At 63.9% G+C, this 18,003-nt stretch carries 14 protein-coding genes; 4 read left to right on the top strand and 10 right to left on the bottom strand.

The genetic code is table 11. The annotated features are described in order from the left end of the window. Positions 1–33 precede the first annotated feature (33 nt). The 5 genes from VVT58_RS19815 to VVT58_RS19795 all read right to left on the bottom strand — a co-directional run bounded on the left by VVT58_RS19815 (position 34) and on the right by VVT58_RS19795 (position 7,319). Positions 34–1,440, bottom strand: coding sequence for a TolC family protein (locus VVT58_RS19815; RefSeq protein ID WP_327753960.1), 1,407 nt, complete (start codon positions 1,438–1,440; stop codon positions 34–36). Between the two features lie 11 nt (positions 1,441–1,451). Beyond that, positions 1,452–4,637 (bottom strand): multidrug efflux RND transporter permease subunit, encoded by a 3,186-nt coding sequence (locus VVT58_RS19810; protein WP_327753959.1) that lies wholly within the window; start codon positions 4,635–4,637, stop codon positions 1,452–1,454. Positions 4,638–4,731: 94 nt separating this feature from the next. Then, positions 4,732–5,982, bottom strand: a complete 1,251-nt coding sequence (locus tag VVT58_RS19805; protein WP_327753958.1) for an efflux RND transporter periplasmic adaptor subunit — start codon at positions 5,980–5,982, stop codon at positions 4,732–4,734. Positions 5,983–5,987: 5 nt separating this feature from the next. Next, entirely contained in the window at positions 5,988–6,365 is a 378-nt protein-coding gene (locus VVT58_RS19800; protein WP_066562327.1) for a hypothetical protein, read from the bottom strand. Between the two features lie 345 nt (positions 6,366–6,710). After that, positions 6,711–7,319 (bottom strand): TetR/AcrR family transcriptional regulator, encoded by a 609-nt coding sequence (locus VVT58_RS19795; protein WP_066562329.1) that lies wholly within the window; start codon positions 7,317–7,319, stop codon positions 6,711–6,713. Between the two features lie 97 nt (positions 7,320–7,416). Here VVT58_RS19795 and VVT58_RS19790 point away from each other — a divergent pair, with 97 nt between their 5' ends. Then, entirely contained in the window at positions 7,417–8,310 is an 894-nt protein-coding gene (locus tag VVT58_RS19790) for a LysR family transcriptional regulator (RefSeq protein WP_066562331.1), read from the top strand. An 8-nt stretch (positions 8,311–8,318) separates the two neighbouring features. Here the strand turns inward: VVT58_RS19790 and VVT58_RS19785 are convergent, their stop codons facing one another. Beyond that, positions 8,319–8,774, bottom strand: coding sequence for a MarR family winged helix-turn-helix transcriptional regulator (locus VVT58_RS19785; protein ID WP_327753957.1), 456 nt, complete (start codon positions 8,772–8,774; stop codon positions 8,319–8,321). 110 nt (positions 8,775–8,884) lie between these two features. Between VVT58_RS19785 and hmgA the strand changes: the two genes are divergently transcribed. The 3 genes from hmgA to maiA are packed head-to-tail and all read left to right on the top strand — an operon-like array spanning position 8,885 to position 12,152. Next, positions 8,885–10,192: a homogentisate 1,2-dioxygenase gene (hmgA, locus tag VVT58_RS19780; protein ID WP_327754034.1), complete on the top strand. Its 1,308-nt coding sequence runs from the start codon at positions 8,885–8,887 to the stop codon at positions 10,190–10,192. Further along, positions 10,189–11,490, top strand: a complete 1,302-nt coding sequence (gene fahA / locus VVT58_RS19775) for a fumarylacetoacetase (RefSeq protein ID WP_327753956.1) — start codon at positions 10,189–10,191, stop codon at positions 11,488–11,490. Before hmgA ends, fahA begins: the two co-directional genes overlap by 4 nt. Further along, a complete protein-coding gene (maiA, locus tag VVT58_RS19770; RefSeq protein ID WP_327753955.1) occupies positions 11,487–12,152 on the top strand; it encodes a maleylacetoacetate isomerase in 666 nt (221 codons plus the stop codon). Before fahA ends, maiA begins: the two co-directional genes overlap by 4 nt. Before the next feature lie 340 nt (positions 12,153–12,492). Here the strand turns inward: maiA and VVT58_RS19765 are convergent, their stop codons facing one another. The 4 genes from VVT58_RS19765 to VVT58_RS19750 form a co-directional block, all read right to left on the bottom strand. Further along, positions 12,493–14,754, bottom strand: a complete 2,262-nt coding sequence (locus VVT58_RS19765) for a TonB-dependent receptor (RefSeq protein ID WP_327753954.1) — start codon at positions 14,752–14,754, stop codon at positions 12,493–12,495. Between the two features lie 54 nt (positions 14,755–14,808). Continuing rightward, positions 14,809–15,849, bottom strand: coding sequence for an aromatic ring-hydroxylating dioxygenase subunit alpha (locus tag VVT58_RS19760; RefSeq protein WP_327753952.1), 1,041 nt, complete (start codon positions 15,847–15,849; stop codon positions 14,809–14,811). Positions 15,850–15,987: 138 nt separating this feature from the next. Next, positions 15,988–17,028, bottom strand: a complete 1,041-nt coding sequence (locus tag VVT58_RS19755; RefSeq protein ID WP_327753951.1) for an SMP-30/gluconolactonase/LRE family protein — start codon at positions 17,026–17,028, stop codon at positions 15,988–15,990. Further along, on the bottom strand, positions 17,025–17,954 hold the full coding sequence (locus VVT58_RS19750; RefSeq protein WP_327753950.1) for a 3-keto-5-aminohexanoate cleavage protein: 930 nt from the start codon (positions 17,952–17,954) through the stop codon (positions 17,025–17,027). Before VVT58_RS19750 ends, VVT58_RS19755 begins: the two co-directional genes overlap by 4 nt. Positions 17,955–18,003 lie beyond the last annotated feature (49 nt).

The raw sequence follows: 18,003 nt of genomic DNA, 5'->3' as shown, positions 1-18,003 counted from the left end.
AAACCTCGAACGCGCCATTTATGAGTTTACGGCCTAGCTTGTCGTCCACCCACCCCCAAGCGCCTTGAACAGATCGACCTGAGCGAAGGCGACTGCGCGGTTCGCCGTCGCCAGATCGCTCTCCGCCGCCGCCAGCGTCCGCTGCGCATCCAGCACCGTCAGGAAGTCGATCTGCCCTTCGCGCTGGCGGGCAAGGCTGATGCGCGCCGCCCGGTCGGCGGCTTCGCGGGCTGCCTTGAGCGTATCGCGGCGTTCCAGCGCATGGGCATAGACCGACAGCGCCGTCTCCGTTTCCTCCAGCGCCCGCAGCACCGTGCCGTCGAAGGTCGCGAGCGAGCCGTCCGCATCGGCCCTGGCGGCGGCGATACGGGCGCGATTGGCTTCTTGATTGGGGAAGGCCCAGTTGATGAGCGGCCCCAGCAGCCAGCGGAACGGGCCGCCGCCGAATATATCGCCGCCGCCGATTGCCGTTGTGCCGATCGATCCGCCCAGCGTGATGCGCGGATAGAGGTCCGCCGTCGCCACGCCGATCCGCGCGGTATCGGCAGCGAGCCGCTGCTCGGCGGCGCGCACGTCCGGACGGCGGGCGAGCAGCGCGCGCCCGTCCCCCACCGGAATGGGCTGGCTAAGGCCGGGCGTCGTCTTCTGGTTGCGGATGGTGGCGGGCAGCTCCTGCGGCGTGCGGCCGGTGAGGGTCGCAAGGCGGAGGAGCGCGCCATCCCGGTCCGCGATCAGACTGGGGATGATCGCCGCCTGCTGGTCGCGCAGCGCCGTCACGCGGATCACGTCCAGGCGGTCGGAACGGCCGACCTCGAACCGGGCATTGGTGATGCGGATGCTGTTGTCGAGCAGGGCCACCGTCTGCTGCGCCACCGCGAGGCGTTCGGCCGAGCTGGTCGCGTCGACATAGGCGCGCACCGTGTCCGCCACCACCGCCACGCGCACCGCGTCCGCATCGCCCGCCGCCGCGCTGAGGTCGCCCTTGGCGGCTTCGATGCTGCGCTTGACGCGGCCGAACAGGTCGATCTCATAGGCGACGTTCAGGCCCGCATCGACGGTCCAGTTCTCGCGGTCGGCTCCCGGCAGGGTTTGGGCTGCGGAGGCCCGGCCATAGCTGGGCGAACCGCTCAACGTCGTCTGCGGCAGCTTGTCGGAACGGGCGCCGCGCAACTGGGCGCGGGCCTTTTCGAGCCGGGCGACAGCCACGCGGATGTCGGTATTGGCCTTCAACGCATCCTGCACCAGCCCGTCCAGCACCGGGTCGTTATAGAGCCGCCACCAATGATCGTCGGCCTCAGCGGTGCTGACCGCAGGGCTGGCGGCGCCGATGAAGGCTCCGGCAGCAGTGGTGGGAGTGGCCGGAGCCTTATAGTCCGGCCCTGCGGCGCAGGCGGTCAAAGCCGATGCGCCCAGCAGAAGGGGAAGGAGGGTTTTTATCATCTTGCCGTTCCTTATTCGGCGGGTTGCAGCGCGGCGGGAGCTTGACCCTTCCCCTTGCGGGAAAAGCGGTCGCCCAATGCGCGGCACACGACATAGAAGGTGGGGGTGAAGAGCAGGCCGAAGGCCGTCACGCCGGTCATCCCGAAGAAGACCGCAGTACCCAGCGCCTGCCGTAGTTCGGCGCCCGCACCGCTCGCGATCACCAGAGGCACCGCGCCCAGGATGAAGGCGAAGCTGGTCATCAGGATCGGACGCAAGCGGGTCTGGGCAGCCTGAACGGCGGCGTCGACCGGCGAGAGACCTTGTTCTTCCTCGGCCTGCTTGGCGAATTCGACCACGAGGATGGCATTCTTCGCCGCCAGCGCGATCAGCACGACCAGCCCGATCTGCGTGAGGATGTTGTTGTCCATCCCCCGCAGGTTCACGCCCAGCATGGCCGCGAACAGGCACATCGGCACGATCAGGATGATCGAGAGTGGCAGCGTCAGGCTTTCATATTGCGCCGCCAGCACCAGGAAGACGAAGAAGACCGCCATGGCGAAGACGATGCCGGCGGTATTGCCCGCCATCACCTGTTGATAGGCGACGCCGGTCCATTCCTTGCCATAGCCGTCGGGGACGGTGGAGTCGGCCAGCTTTTCCATGGTCGTCAGCGACTGGCCGGAACTGTAGCCCGGCGCCGTGTCGCCGTCGATCTCCACCGCCGGGAGCAGATTGTAGCGCACCACGCGATAGGGGCCGGTCTTGTCCTTGAAGGTCGAGACGGAGCCGATCGGGACCATCTGCCCGCTGTTCGAACGGGTCTTGAGGTTAGCGATGTCGGCAACCGTGCCGCGATGGTCGGCATCGGCCTGAGCGGTCACGCGATAAGTGCGGCCGAGCAGGTTGAAGTCGTTGACGAAGGCGGAGCCGAGATAGACCTGCATCGCTTCGAACACGCGCTCCGGCGGCACGCCGAGCAGGTCGGCCTTGCGGCGGTCCACATCCGCGTAAATGCGGGGAGTACCGACGTCAAACAGGGTGTAGACCATGTTGAGGCCGGGCGTCTGGTTGGCCTTGGCGATGAAATCCTGCGCGACTTTGTTTAGTTCGGCATAACCATGATCCTCGCGGTCCTGCACCATCAGGCGATAGCCGCCCGCCGAACCGATGCCCTGAATGAGCGGCGGCGGAATGAGCAGGATGCGCGCCTTGTCATAGCCCGCGACGGCCTTGTGCGCCTGATCCATGATCCCGGCATAGGTGACGCCCTCCTCTTTCCGTTCAGCGAAGGTCTTGAACGGGAAGTAGATGGCGGCGCTGTTGGGCGCCTGCGTCTGCGAGGGGCCGTGGAAACCGGCGAACATCACTGCGCCGCGCAGACCCTTGATGGGCAGGATCTTCGCCGCGACCTCCCGCGTCACCTTGTCGGTGCGTTCGAGCGAAGCGCCGGAGGGCAGTTGCACCACGGCCAGGAAATAGCCCTGGTCCTGCGCGGGAATGAAGCCGCCGGGCGTCACCCAGAACAGGGCGATGGTGGCGGCGATCAGGCCCGAATAGGTCAGCAGCATCTTCCTGGGCCGCGCGACGAGGAAGCGGGTGAGGCGGGCATAGCCAGCGCTCAGCCGGTCGAAACCGCGATTGAAGCGGTCGGCCGCCTGCGCCGCGATCCGACGCCACCGGGGCGCATTGTCGAGATCATGCGCGCCATGCTTCGACTTCAGCAGCAAAGCCGCCGCAGCCGGAGACAGAGTGAGCGAGAGGATCAGCGAAATGATCGTCGCAGTCGAGATGGTGACGGCGAACTGCTGGTAGAAGGCGCCCGAAATGCCGGTGATGAACAGCGTCGGCACGAACACCGCGCACAGGACAAGAACGATGGCGATAAGGGCGGTGGAGACTTCATCCATGGAGACGCGGGCGGCCTCAAGCGGGGACATGCCATGTTCGATATTGCGCTCGACATTCTCGACCACGACGATGGCGTCGTCGACGACGATGCCGATGGCCAGCACCAGCCCGAACAGTGAAAGATTGTTGAGCGAATAGCCAAGCCCCGCCAGGATCGCCGCCGTGCCGATCAGGGAGACCGGGATGGCGATGATCGGGATAACGGCGGCGCGCCAGTTCTGGAGGAAGACGAGAATGACAAGGACGACGAGGATCACCGCTTCGAACAGCGTGTGATAGACGGCGTCGATCGACTGGCTGATGAATTCGGTTGGATTGTAGATGACGCTATATTCCAGCCCCTTGGGGAAGCGCCTGGACAGTTGTTCCATCTCCGCCTTCACCTTCTCCGCCGCGTCGAGCGCGTTGGAGCCGGGGCGCTGCATCGTTGCGATGACGACGGTGGGCTTGTTCGATAGATAGGTGTTGACGCCATAATCCTGCGCGCCCAGCTCGACGCGGGCGACGTCGCCCACACGCACCTGGCGGCCATCGGCGTCGGTGCGGATGACGACGTCTGCGAATTGCTGGGGCTCGGTCAGGCGGCCCTGCATCTCGACGCCGAGCTGGAAGGCTTCGCCTCTATCATAAGGCGGCTGGCCGATGGAACCGGCGGACACCTGCACATTCTGGGCGCGCAGAGCCTGCACGATCTCGCCCGCCGTCAGGTTGAGCGCGGCGGCGCGGTCGGGGTCGATCCAGATGCGCATCGCATAGTCGCGTGCGCCGAAAAGCTGCACGTCGCCCACGCCGTCGAGACGGGCGAGCCGGTCGCGGACCTGGGTGAGGGCATAGTTGGAGATATAATTGCGGTCGAACGTGCCGTCGGGCGACTGGAGGTTGACGACCATCAGGAATTCCGGGGTCGTCTTGCGCGTGACGACGCCCAGGCGCTGCACCTCTTCGGGCAGGCGCGGAATGGCCACGGCGACGCGGTTCTGAACCAGCACCTGCGCGGCGTCGAGGTCGGTGCCGACCTTGAAGGTGACGGTGATCGTCACTTTGCCGTCGCCGGTCGACTGGCTGCTCTGATAGAGCATGTCGTCGACGCCGTTGATTTCCTGCTCAATCGGCGCGGCGACGGTGGACGCGACGGTTTCAGCGGACGCGCCGGGATATTGGGCGGAGACCGTGACCGTGGGCGGCACGATGTCGGGATATTGCGATACGGGCAGCCCGACGAAGGCGATGGCGCCGACCACGGTGATGATCACCGCGATCACGGCGGCGAAGATCGGCCGGTCGATGAAGAAACGGGAGAGGCGCATCGGACGAATTCCTCGATGGCGTGAAAAGGGGTACGCGATCCGGTGGGGGTGCCGGATCGCAGGATAATTCTCCGTGCTGTCCCAAGGGGTTGGGTCAGCGAGCGAAGGTCGCCTGCGCCGCCATCGGCGCCGCCGCATCCGTCGGCTTGAGCGGCGCCGGGCTCGCCTCGATCGCCGCTGGCCGGGTCGCGACCTTGGCGCCGGGCATGGCGGCCTGGATGTTCGACACGATCACCCGGTCGCCGGGCGCCAGCCCCGCGCGGATGATGCGCAGCCCGTCCACCACCGGCCCCAGTTCGACCGGCTTTGCCGTAACGCTGTCGTCCTTTCCGACCACCAGCACGGTCTTGCGCGCCTGGTCGGACTGGATGGCCTCGTCCGGGACCAGCAAGGCGTTGACCTTGCCGCCATTGGCGAGGCGCATGTTTCCGAACAGGCCCGGCGTCAGGAACATGTCCGGATTGTCGAAGACGGCGCGGATGCGGATCGTGCCGGAACGCGGGTCGAGCCCGTTGTCGGTGAAGTCGAGATGGCCCTTGTGCCGGTAATCGGCTTCGTCCTGAAGGCGAACCTCGACGGTGCCGCCATTGTCCTTGTCGCGCTGCGATTTCAGGTACAGCGCTTCGGACGCATCGAAGTTGAAATAAATGGGGTCGAGCTTGTTGACCGTGGTGAGCAGCGTCGCGCCCGCACCCTCGCCTGCGGAGACGAGATTGCCGATATCGATGCGACGGTCGGAAACGCGGCCCGAAATCGGTGCGCGGACCTGCGTGAACTCCATGTCAAGCGCGCGCTGCCTCTCGCGAGCCTGCGCGCCCGCCAGAGCGGCCTGCGCCGCTTGCAGGCGCGACCGGAGCGAGTCCACCTCGCTCGCGGAAACGGCTTCGTCGCCGGTCAGGCGCTGGACGCGGCTATAATCGTTCTGCGCCAGCAGCAATGCGCTGCGGGCGCTGGCGGTACTGGCGCGGGCTTCGGCCAGGGCTGCCAGGAAGGGCCGCTGGTCGATGGTGAAGAGCAACTGCCCCTGCCGCACATAATCGCCGTCCCTGAAGTGGATCGCGGTCACCGAACCCGACACGCGGGGGCGGATTTCGACCGTCTGGCTGGGGGCGAAGCGGCCGACATAATCGTCCCACTGCGTCACCGCGCGGGTCAGCGGGGCGGAGACGCCCACGGTCACCAGCGGGGTGGCGGCGGCTTGCGCTTCGGGCCTGTCGACGATCTTCCAGGTGACGCCGCCGACGATGGCAAGCGCGATCACGCCCAGCGAAACATGGCGCTTGCGCCAGCGGGCGAGGGGCGTGGCCGACCGGGTGTCGACGTCGATGGGTGTATGCATGTTCATGAGTGTCAGCTCCGGGAACCTTGAAAGCGCCTTTGCGCGCTGATGCTGGCCAGCAGGGTTTCAAGCTGGCCTTCATTGAAACCGGCCTGGAGGAAGGCCTTCAGGAAGGAGGGACGGACGGTGTATCCGCGATGCCAGGCGTCGACCGCCAGACGGCGCAGGCTTTCCAGCCGCTTGTTGGCGAGGCGCGGATTGGCGCGTTCTCCGAATATCCAGCTTTTCAGCCGGTCCCAGCGGTCCGGCGCGCGCAAGGACGACAGTCCGTCCCGGCGCGCCAACTGGATGATCTGCCATTCGATGGGCGCGAAGCTGGAGCTTGCTGCCCTTGTGGCGCCAATCGCCCCGCCATCTTCGGCAAGCGTGGCAAGTTGCAGAAATGCCATGGCTATTCCCCTGTCAACGATGCACAGCCGGGGGTTCGGGCCGACATGATGCCGTCCGCCGCGAGCCATCCCGGCCGAACGTGAAAAAACCTCTCCGCCGCGCAACCCATGGCCGCGCGTCAAGCGATAGGATGATGGTCAGGTCGCGGCGCCCTGTTGGGCTGGCCGCTTCAGGTCGTCAGTGACGACAGAGTTTAAGAAATGTCCGCATCATATGACCCCTTTTGGATAGCAGGTCTATTCAATACTGAATGGTATATAATGCGGTGCAGCAGTGGGGTCAAGAATCTTTTTGTACCGATTGGTAATTTTTTGGTATTTAATACAGGAAATGTCTGATTTCCGTCACTTGCCCGGCCAGACGGCCAGCGTGGTCTCCACCAGTTGCTCCAGCCGTTCCCGCGGCATTCCGGCGCTCGCATGCACGGCCATGCCCTGCATCACCGTCGTCAGATAGGTGGCCAGAGCCTGCGGCTCGATCGTGTCGGGAAAGTCGCCCTCATCCCGTGCGCGCTCCATCCGTGCCAGAAGCGCGGCGTCCGAAGAGGCACGGCGGGCGATGACATCGTCGCGGATCGAATCCGCATGGGTGGTGCAGGCCACGGCGCTGATGACGCCCAGACAGCCATGGGGATCGGTCGTGCCGGTCTGGATCGCCAGCGAACCGCGCAGCAGCCGCTCGGCCACGCCCTTTGCGGTCGGCGCGTCCAGCGCGGATTTCATGTAGCACAGCTTGTCGCGCTCATAGAGGTCGAGCGCCTTGCGGAACAGCGATTCCTTGTTGCCGAAACAGGCGTAGAGGCTGGGCTTGGTGATTCCCATCGCCTCGGTCAGCTCGGCCATGGACGCGCCTTCATAGCCACGCCGCCAGAAGACGGTGAGCGCGGCGCTGAGCGCTTCTTCGGGATCGAACTCCCGCGGGCGTCCCCTTGCGGTCTGCGTCTGTGTTTCCATACCGAGCGGTATATAGTGAAGCTTGCGCCCAGCGTCCAGAGCCGGCTTACATGGGGCATCACTTTATCCTATCAGCCGGGAAAAGAGAGCGAAGCGCATGCAGACCCGTCTTCTTCAATATTTCCTGGCCCTGGAGAGGGAAGGGCATTTCGCGCGGGCGGCGGCGGCGTGCCATGTGTCGCAGCCGACGCTGTCGGCGGGCATCTCCGCGCTGGAGGCGCAGCTTGGCAAGCGGTTGATCCTGCGCAACCGCCGCTATGCCGGGCTTACCGAGGAGGGGCTGGCGATCCTGCCCTGGGCGCAGCAACTGGTTGCGGCGGCGGACAATCTGATGCAGGCGGCGGCGGTCGCCAAGGGGCCGTTGCAGGGCGAATTGCGACTGGGGGCGATCCCGGCGGCGATGCCGGCCGTCGGCCCGCTGGTAGGGGCGCTGCTGGAGCGGCATCCGGGGCTGAACATATCCGTACGGGCGCTGACGTCGCGCCAGATCGAGCGTGAACTGACCGCATTCGAACTGGATGCGGGCCTCACTTATCTGGATTTCGAGCCGCCGTCGCACATGCTCGCGGTGCCGCTTTATGTCGAGCGTTACATGCTGGCGGCGGCGCAGGGCGTGCTGGATGAAAAGCGGGTGTTGGACTGGGAGGATGTGGCTGGATTGCCGCTGTGCCTGCTGCATCAGGGGATGCAGAACCGGCGGATATTGGATGCGCGGCTGGGGGAGCGCGGGCTGGCGTTGCGGCCGGTGGTGACGGCGGACAGCTATGTCGCGCTGTTTGCATTGGTGCGCCAGGGGCGGCTCTGTTCGATCGTGCCGGATAGCCATGCGATGCTGCTGGACGGGCTGGATTGGGTGCGGACCTTCGCGCTGCCCGATGCGGAGGAAGGGAGCCGGATCGGCGTGATCGTCTCCGATCGGGCGCCGCTGGGCCCGCTGGCGCAGGCGGTGTTGACCGTGGCGCGGGATATTTCAGGACGGAGCGAGGGATAAATCCCCAATCATCCTTCATGCGGCTCGCCAAGCACGATAGCATCGATTCGGCGGAGCATGGTGGTAAAGGCGTCGATTTCTTCCGCGCTGAAATGGGAGAAGACTCCGCTTTCCAGTTCCAGCGCCTTGGGGGCGATGGCTGCGTGAAGTCGCTGCCCCTCCGCCGTGAGCGCCAACAGATGGGATCGGCGGTCCTCCGGATTGGGCAGCCGATGGAGCAGGTCTCGCTCCGTCAGCGCTATGGCGGCGCGGCTGACCGTCACCTTGTCCATGCGGCTTTGGGCGCAAATTTGTTGCTGGGTGATGCTGCCCCTTTCCGCGACCCAGGCGATGACGCGCCATTCGGCAATGGTGATGCCGAACAGCGTTTCATAGCTTTGCGCGATCGTGTCGCTCAGCAGCGCCGCCGTGAAGGAGAGGCGGTAGGGAAGGAATTGGTCGAGGCGCAGCGTCTTGGCGGTCATGCTCAAATGGTAACATTTGATACTTTATCGGCAAAGCGCTATGATGGTAACAATTGATACCATAGGAGTCGGGACGGATGGAGGAGAACGAGCGCTCCAGCGCCGCCATGATGGCGGGCTTCGGCAATCATTTCGCGACGGAGGCGGTGGCGGGCGCGCTGCCGGTCGGTCGCAATTCGCCGCAACATGCGCCCTATGGGCTGTATGCCGAACAATTATCCGGCACCGCCTTCACCGCGCCGCGCGGCGAGAATCGGCGGAGCTGGCTCTATCGCTTGCGCCCGGCGGCCAATCATCCGCCCTATCGCCCTTATGAATATGAGAGCCTGTTGCGCAGCGGGCCGTTTGATGAAGTCCCGCCGACGCCCAACCGCCTGCGCTGGAACCCGCTGCCGTTGCCCGAGCGGCCATTGGATTTCGTCGACGGGCTGACCAGCTATTGCGGCGCGGGCGATGCAGCGGGCGGTGAAGGCCTGGCCGTCCATCTCTATGTCGCGAACCGCTCGATGGAAAAGCGGGCCTTTTATAATGCCGATGGCGAGATGCTGATCGTGCCGCAGCAGGGCATGCTGCGCATCGTCACCGAAATGGGCGTGATGGATGTCGCGCCGGAACAGATCGCGCTCATTCCACGCGGGCTGCGTTTCAAGGTGGACCTGCCCGACGGAACGGCGCGGGGCTATGTCTGCGAAAATTACGGAGCCTTGTTCCGCCTGCCTGAACTCGGACCGATCGGCGCCAATGGGCTCGCCAATGCCCGCGATTTCGAAACGCCCGTCGCCTGGTATGAGGATGACGATACGCCCCATGAGATCGTCCAGAAATTCGCCGGGCGGCTATGGGTGACGACGCAGGACCATTCGCCCTTCGACGTGGTGGCATGGCATGGCAATCTGGCGCCTTGCCGCTATGATCTGCGGCGGTTCAACACGATGAACACGGTCAGTTACGACCATCCCGATCCGTCTATCTTCACCGTGCTGACATCCCCCAGCGACCGCGCCGGAACGGCCAATTGCGACTTCGTGATCTTTCCGCCGCGCTGGATGGTGGCGGAGGATACATTCCGCCCGCCATGGTTTCACCGCAATGTGATGAGCGAGTTCATGGGACTGATCCACGGCGTCTATGATGCCAAGGCGGGCGGCTTCGCGCCGGGTGGCGCTTCGCTCCACAATTGCATGGCGGGACATGGGCCGGACCGGGCGAGCTACGAGGGCGCGGTGGCCGCCGAGTTGAGGCCGCACCGGATCAGCGACACCATGGCCTTCATGTTCGAAAGCCGCTTCGCTTTCCATCCGACCCGGTTCGCGATGGAAACGCCGCTTTGCCAGTTGGACTATGACGATTGCTGGTCGGGCTTCACAAAGGCGCAACTGCCGCAAGGGGCCGGTTCAAGAGACGAGGAGGAGGCATGAGTTTTCCGCAGATCGACGAAACCCATGATCCGGCCCGGTCGAGTTGGGTGGAAGGTGCCGATGGGCATCCCGACTTTCCGGTGCAGAACTTGCCCTACGGGATTTTCTCGCCGCCCGGCGGGGATGCGCGGGCCGGCGTGGCGATCGGGGATCGGATATTCGATCTGCACGCCGCTGCGGAGGCCGGATTGCTGCCCGCTGGCGGGGTGTCCGCATTGGGCGGAACGACGCTGAACACGCTGATGGCGCTCCCGGCTGCTGACCGGGTGGCGCTGCGCCGCTGGTTGAGCGCGCTGTTCAGCGATGCGGGGCAGCGGGACGCGGTCGAACCCCTGCTGCACCGGACGGCGGATTGCGCGCTGCATCTGCCCGCCGCGATTGGCGATTATACCGATTTCTATGTCGGCATTCACCATGCGACCAATATCGGCAAGCTGTTCCGGCCCGACAATCCATTACTGCCCAATTATAAATATGTGCCGATCGGCTATCATGGACGGGCGTCCTCCATCCGTCCTTCAGGCGTGCCGGTGGTGCGGCCGCAGGGGCAGCGCAAGGCGCCCGATGCCGATGTGCCCATGGTGGGGCCAAGCCAGAGGCTGGATTATGAACTGGAGCTGGGCATCTGGATCGGCGCGGGCAATGCGCTGGCCGAACGCGTGCCGATTGCCGAAGCGGCGGATCATATTGCGGGCTTCTGCCTGCTCAACGACTGGTCGGCGCGGGATTTTCAGGCGTGGGAATATGTGCCTTTGGGACCGTTTCTCGCCAAGAATTTCCAGTCGACCATCTCGCCCTGGGTGGTGACGGCGGAGGCCATGGCGCCCTTCCGCATCGCCCAGCCAGAGCGGCCTGAGGGCGATCCCCAGCCCTTGCCCTATTTGTGGGATGAGGGGGATCAGGCTCATGGAGCGCTGGCTATCGAACTGGAGGTCCATCTGTCGAGCGCGCGCATGCGAGCGCAGGGGCTGGCGCCTATGCGGCTTTCCCGCGGGCCAGCTTCGTCCATGTACTGGACCGCGCAGCAGATCGTCACCCATCATGCGTCCAATGGCTGCAACCTCAATTCCGGCGACCTGCTGGGGACGGGTACGCTCTCCGGGCCGACGCCGGACAGCTATGGCAGCCTCATGGAACTGACCCAGGGCGGCAAGACGAAGATCGTCCTGCCGACCGGCGAGGAACGGGCCTTTCTGGAGGATGGCGACGAACTGGCGCTGAAGGCGGTGGCGCGGGCGGACGGCTATGTGTCCATCGGCTTCGGGGAATGCCGAGCCGTGATCGAGCCGGCCCGATGAGCGCGCTGACACTCCATGGCTATTGGCGGTCGAGCGCCGCCTATCGCGTGCGGATCGCGCTGAACCTGAAGGGCGTGGCCTATGAACAGGTGACGCATGATCTACGCACCGGCGCGCAACGCGAGGCGGGCTATCGTGCCTTGGCGCCGCAAGGGTTGGTTCCGGCAGTGGAGACGGACGATTTTGCGCTCACGCAAAGCCCGGCGATCCTGGAGTGGATCGAGGAACGCTGGCCGCAACCGCCACTGTTGCCGCCGGATGCGGAAGGGCGGGCGATTGCACGCTCGATGGCCGCGCTGATCGGCTGCGACATCCATCCGCTCAACAATCTGCGCGTGTTGCAGGCGCTGAAAGGTGATTTCGGCGCGGATCAGGCTGCGCTGGACAAATGGATAGCTCGCTGGATCGAGGATGGTTTCGCCGCGCTGGAAATATTGGTGGCGCGGCATGGCCGGGGCTTTGCCTTTGGCGACCGGCCTGGGCTGGCGGACTGCTATCTGGTGCCGCAGCTTTATTCGGCGGAGCGGTTCAAGGTCGACCTTTCGCCCTTTCCCGCTCTGGTCGCGGCGGGGGGAAAAGCGCGAGCGCTGGATGCCTTTACAGCGGCGCATCCGTCCGTCCAGCCCGATGCCGACCCGCAAGGAGCGACGAAGCGCGGCTGACGGCGACCCCGGCGGGGACCTCCTTGGCGTCGCTCGATAGCATCGCGGACAGGAACCCCACCAGCCGATGTGACCAAGAAGATAATCAGCGAGCCTTCTTCCTTTGATTGGCTATCCTTCCCGCCCGTAGTTCTCGCCTCTTTGCGCAGCGCCGTCATCGAAGGCGCGGCAAGACGGTTGGCCTCTTCCTCCGACACGCCGACCATACGCAAAGGCAAAGCGCTGCCTTGTGTGCCGAGCTGCAGATTCTCGAAGCTCCTGCACCCGGCCTCACCTTCGAGGTGAACGTGACCTATGCGGACTCCAAGGTCACCGCTATGCCTTGCCGTTCGAGATCGGCTCAATAATCGAAGGCGATTGTCAGTCCATAAGTGCGCGGCGGTTTCACAAAGCCGATGACCGGCGAGCCAAGAAGTGTTGTTGCGACCTGCCCGGATGCGCGAATGGTTTCATTGCCGATATTGCGCACAAAACCCGTCAGCCGCAGCCCATTGTCCGTGCGGTAGGTGACGAAGGCGTTCTGCGTGTTGAACGCGGGCTGCGAGACATGATTGAGGTTGAAGGGCGAGAAATAGATCCTATCCGACCAGTTGCTCTCCCCTCGGACCGTCAGCGAGCCCCCGGGCACGTCGAAGCTATATTGGGCCGACAGGTCGATCGTATATCTGGGAGCCTGCGGCAACCTGTTGCCTGAAAGGTCGAAGGCGGGCACGCCGTTCTCGTCCAGCGTCGTGCCGTCCCCGGCGGGCCGGGCCTGATCCGCCGTCACGTAATTTTTGAACCGCGAATGCAGCCAACTGGCGTTGAGCGTGATGATGAGGTCGCGCACCGGCTCGAGGGTGAACTCCCCCTCCAGGCCGTAGATTTCGGCAGCCGCCGCGTTTTCCAGAACCAGAAGCTGCCCTTGGACCTTGCCCACCTGAAGGTCGGAATAGTCATAGTAGAAGCCGGACAGGTTCGCCCGGAGATGTCCGTCGAGCACCGTCGATTTCAGGCCGATTTCATAGGCGTCGACTTTCTCCGGATCGAGCGCGGGACCGGTCGAACCCAGGTTGAAAGTGCCCGCCTTGAAGCCTTTGGAATAGGAGGCATAGACCATCACGTCGCGTGCAATGTCGAAATCAAGGCCGATCTTGGGCGTGAAGGATTTGAAGGTCTTGCTGTCCCTGTTTGCCGGAAAGCGGGGACCGGCTGCTGGATCGTAAAGATCATCGAAGTTGAAGTCGGATTGGTCGGCGACCTTCTTCTTTTCCCAACTGTAGCGGGCGCCCAGTGTCAGGCGCAAGGCGTCGGTGAGTGAATAGCTGTCCTGCGCGAAGATGGCGGCGGCATTGGTCTTCAGGCGTCCGCCCGAGTAAAAGCCCTGGACGAACAAGTCCGGACCGCCCACGGCAAGGAGATTGAACGGCCCCTTGATGAACCCGTCGATCTTCTCGTGCATGTAGAAGGCGCCGACGACCAGCTTGTTTCGGTCGGTGTCGAGGTTGAGCTGTAGTTCCTGCGTATATTCGTCCGATGTCTCGCCAAAATCGATCTGGAAAAGATCAAGACCAAGCGGATTGAGGTCCGATTTCACCAGAAACGAACTGCTGCGATAAGCGGTGAGCGAACGCAGCGAGAGCGTATCGCTAAGTTCATAGGAAATGTCTGCGCGCGCCCCCCAGAATTCCGCTTTATTGGACGGATCACGCACACTTGCCACATTGCGCGGGCCAGGGTCGAAACCGCCGAGCAGCAGGCCGGTCGGCGTGACCGGATCGCCCGATGCCGTGAAACCCGCCGGACCGAAATAGTGGTAGATGTTCGACCTGTCCTTCTGGTGATAATAATCGGCACCCAGCAGGATCGTCAGGCGTTCGGTCGGCTGGAACAGCAACTGTCCGCGGACGGCTTGCGAATGCTTGTTGTCGACGTCGGTGCCCGTGACGCGATTTTCGCCATAGCCGGAATGACTTTGGATCTGGCCCGCCAGCCGCATGGCCACCTTGTCGCTCAGGCCGGTCGAATAGTGGGCCTCTGCATTGATTGTGTCATAATTGCCATATGTCAGGCTGACGCCCGCCTTGGTGTTGAAAGTGGGGCGGTTGGTGATGATGTTGACGCTGCCGCCCGTGGCGTTGCGGCCATAGAGGGTTCCCTGTGGTCCGCGCAGCACTTCGACCCGTTCGACATCATAGAAGGACGCCAGGGCCGCTGCCGAGCGGGAGAAGAACACACCGTCCTGATTGAAGGCAACGCTGCTTTCCGCGCCAGTCGAAATATTGTCGACGCCGATCCCGCGCAGGGTCAGCCGCGCCTGTCCGACCTGTTCGGAGACGTTGAGCCCGGGGACGGTGGAGGCGATCGCTGTCAGGTCGGTCGCCCCGCGCTGGGCCAGCGCCGCGCCGCCAATGGCGGACACCGCGATCGGGGTATCCTGAACGGATTCCGCACGCTTTTGCGCGGTCACGACAATGTCGGCGATGCCGGTTGTTTCGGTGGCGGCAGTAGCGGTGCCTTCGTCACCCTGTGGAGCATTCGCCTGGGCGAGAGCCGGAGATGCGGCGACCGCGATTGCCGCTACGCTCGAGAGAGTCGCGCTGCGCAAGTGTCGATAAGTCATATTTCCTCCCAATTGTCGCATTTTCATTGTTTCTTGAGGAGCCAGTACCGTGGTTCAGTCCGCGGCGTTGACCTCTTCCCTGCAAAGCTTGGCGATCTTGCGCCGCACCCTGATTGCGGCGGCATCGCTCGACAGGATCGCCGGGCGCATCTCCCAGAAGTCGCGACCGGCCATCCTTTCCTGGATCGCTTCGATCATCGGATTGTCCTCTTCGAGGAAGATGCGGTTCTGCAGAGCGCCGATCATGCGCGGCAGCGAGGCGTCCTCTTCAGCATAAGAGCCGGAACTGCCGAAGAAATAATGGGTGGTCCGCTCGGTCTCGGGCGTGAAGATGTGGAAGGCATAACCACCCTCGTCCTGCACGGCAGCTTCGCCCGGAAGCACTGCCCCAAAGTCGAGGATCATGGCTGAAGGCGCGTGCCATTCGACATTGTTCCACTGGTCGCAGAGCTTGCCTTCCAGCGGTCCGAAGGGGCAGGTCGTACCTGGCATCCATAATTCGGCGCGGATCACGCCGTCTTTCTCGCTCACGGTCATTTCACCTGTGCGCATGCTTTCATTGCCGAGCGAACCGTCGTGCAGATAATGGACGTGCGTCAGGTCCATGATATTGTCGGTTTCCAGCAGCCAATTGCCATGGACGTGCAGATAGTTGCCGATATTCTCTTGGCCTCCAGGCTCGGGCATCCGCAAAAGCAGGGGGATCAGCTCCGGATTGGCTCGTTCGACATCGCCCAGCCATATCCAGATCGCACGGTGCCGCTCGACCACGGGATGGGATTGCACGCACGTGCCTGGCGGAAAGCTGCTGTAGGCGGAGGCATTGCCCAGGCATGCGCCTGATGCGTCGAACCGCAGGCCATGATATCCGCACTGGACTATACCGTCCTGAACGCGGCCCCTGGAGAGGGGAGCGAAACGGTGCGGACACATGTCGTCCAGCGCGGCAGGGGCGCCGTTCGCCTCGCGGAAGAGGACGACCGGTCGATCGAGCAGGGTTCGCGCCAACAGGCGATCGCTTGCAAGGTCATCGGCCCAACAGGCCATGTACCAGGCATTAAGCGGGTAGCTGCGATGGTGAACCCGTGTAGACAATGCCTTCTCCTCTGCATGTCTGGAAGGCGTCGTTTCATCGCGCCCTTCCTTGCCTTCATCCCTATTTCGCTCTGCCCGGCGTATCCAATTGTCCTTGCTGATGTGAAATATAAGGGCGGGATATCGGCGGCGCGCTTCCTACCAGTGCGCCATCGGCAAGCCCGGAACAGGGGAGGTGAAGGCGGGGATGTTGGTGCCCCGCAGCGAGCCCAGGGAGGCCGTGCGCAGGTCCGGCCCGGCAAAGGTCACGCTCGCCAGCCAGGGGGCGATCGTCCCGCCGCAGGCCGCCAAGGTCTCGAAGGAAACCGGCGCGCCGCTCCCAAACTCCTCCTCGAACCGATCGGTCGCCTGGCTGTTGCCGAATTCGGCCAGTTCAAGGCAATCGCCATCGGGGGTGATGGCGACCAGCCGGTCGGCGAAGATCATCGTCGCCCATAAATTGCCATAGGCGTCGAAGCAGATGCCGTCGATCACGCCGCGCCCCAGGGTCGAGGGGCCATAGACCTCGCGGTCGCTGAGCGATCCATCCGCACCGACGCGCAGGCGGGTTACGCATTTGCCGGTGGTTTCGGCGACGTAGAGCCATTCCTCGGCGGCATCGAGGCGGACTTCATTGGTGAAGGCAAAACCGTCCGCCACCACGCGAATACCGCGATCATCGACCAGCGCGACATAGCCGTCTCGGATCGAGGGCGTGATCGCGTCGGTCCAAGGATTGACCATGGTGGATATGGTGAGCCACAAACGCCCCTTGCTGTCGCGCAGCACGAAATTGACCTTGCCCATCGGCTTGCCGTCGATCCGGTCGTGCAGCACGCGGGTTGCGCCGGTTTCGCGATCCATGATCTCCAGCCGGTCGGTACCGAAGTTGGAGATCAGGATCGAGTTGTCCGGCCCGAAAGCAAGGCCGTTGGGGAGCGTGCCGGACACGAGGCTTTGCTCCGCATCGCCCGAGAGGTCGAAATGAGCGTCGGCGTTCTGGCATATCAGCTTCTGGGTGCCGTCCGGCGCGATCCGCATTACGCCGCCGCGCGCATCGGCTGACCATAAGGTGCCCTCGCGATCGGCCAATATGCATTCCGGGCGCTGCAAATCCCGACCGATAAAGCGCAGCATCTGGTCTTCCACGCGAAAGCCCTTGAGGGGGTTGGGTCCACGTCCCTGCAGGATAAGGGTCACGCCGCGATCCTCGTTTCGGAGGCGCCCTTGAGCTGCAATATCTCGCGAGCGTCCTGCGGGGTCGCCACCTCCAGCGACAGGCCGTGGAGGACCGTGATGATGCGCTCGATTTGCTCGGCATTGGACTTGGCAAGGCGTCCCGGTTCGCCCCACAGCGAATCCTCCAGACCAACGCGCACATTTCCGCCCATCGCCGCCGACATGGTTGCGATCGGCATCTGGTGCCGCCCCGCGCCCAGCACCGACCAGACATAATCGTCACCGAACAGGCGGTCCGCCGTGCGGCGCATCATGGCGACATCTTCGGGATGAACGCCGATGCCGCCACGAATGCCGAACACAGACTGGATGAAGAACGGCGGCTTCAACAAGCCGCGATCGGCGAAATGGGCTGCCGAGTAGAGATGCCCTACATCATAGCATTCGACCTCGAACCGCGTGCCCTGCGCCGAGCAGCTTTCGAGAATGTAGGCGATGTCGCGGAAAGTGTTGCGAAAGATATAGTCGTCGCTGCCGCGCACATAGGGCTCTTCCCATGCATGTTCAAAGCAGGTGAAGCGCTGTAGCATCTCATAGAAGGCGAAGTTCATCGAGCCCATGTTGAGCGAAGCAATTTCGGGCTGAAAGAACAGGGCGGGCGCCAGTCGCTCCTCCAGCGTCAGGACCGGTGATCCTCCGGTGGTGATGTTGATGATCGCGTCGCAGCGATCCGCGATCACCGGGAGGAAGCGGGCATAGATAGCCGGATCCTGCGTCGGCCTGCCATTTTCGGGATCCCGGGCATGCAGATGTACGATCGTCGCGCCGGCGCGGGCCGCCTCGATCGCAGAGCCGGCGATCTCCTCGGGCGTTACCGGCAGATGCGGCGACATAGAGGGCGTATGGACCCCGCCCGTTACCGCACATGTCACGATCACCTTGCGCATCCGTCATCCCTTCCATCGACTTGTTTGATGGCCAAGCTTCCAGATCGTC

This window comes from Sphingobium sp. SJ10-10 (assembly GCF_036038995.2).
Taxonomy (GTDB): domain Bacteria; phylum Pseudomonadota; class Alphaproteobacteria; order Sphingomonadales; family Sphingomonadaceae; genus Sphingobium.
Note: the sequence above shows the minus strand (reverse complement) of the source record. Positions and strands in the feature narration are given on the sequence as shown.

Bases quoted from the DNA above. Each gene is read 5' to 3' on its own strand.
- fahA (WP_327753956.1), top strand. From the start codon at position 10,189: ATGAGTTTTCCGCAGATCGACGAAACCCATGATCCGGCCCGGTCGAGT.
- maiA (WP_327753955.1), top strand. From the start codon at position 11,487: ATGAGCGCGCTGACACTCCATGGCTATTGGCGGTCGAGCGCCGCCTAT.
- VVT58_RS19815 (WP_327753960.1), bottom strand. From the start codon at position 1,440: ATGATAAAAACCCTCCTTCCCCTTCTGCTGGGCGCATCGGCTTTGACC.
- VVT58_RS19795 (WP_066562329.1), bottom strand. From the start codon at position 7,319: ATGGAAACACAGACGCAGACCGCAAGGGGACGCCCGCGGGAGTTCGAT.
- hmgA (WP_327754034.1), top strand. From the start codon at position 8,885: ATGGCGGGCTTCGGCAATCATTTCGCGACGGAGGCGGTGGCGGGCGCG.
- VVT58_RS19785 (WP_327753957.1), bottom strand. From the start codon at position 8,774: ATGACCGCCAAGACGCTGCGCCTCGACCAATTCCTTCCCTACCGCCTC.
- VVT58_RS19765 (WP_327753954.1), bottom strand. From the start codon at position 14,754: ATGACTTATCGACACTTGCGCAGCGCGACTCTCTCGAGCGTAGCGGCA.
- VVT58_RS19750 (WP_327753950.1), bottom strand. From the start codon at position 17,954: ATGCGCAAGGTGATCGTGACATGTGCGGTAACGGGCGGGGTCCATACG.
- VVT58_RS19810 (WP_327753959.1), bottom strand. From the start codon at position 4,637: ATGCGCCTCTCCCGTTTCTTCATCGACCGGCCGATCTTCGCCGCCGTG.
- VVT58_RS19790 (WP_066562331.1), top strand. From the start codon at position 7,417: ATGCAGACCCGTCTTCTTCAATATTTCCTGGCCCTGGAGAGGGAAGGG.
- VVT58_RS19805 (WP_327753958.1), bottom strand. From the start codon at position 5,982: ATGAACATGCATACACCCATCGACGTCGACACCCGGTCGGCCACGCCC.
- VVT58_RS19800 (WP_066562327.1), bottom strand. From the start codon at position 6,365: ATGGCATTTCTGCAACTTGCCACGCTTGCCGAAGATGGCGGGGCGATT.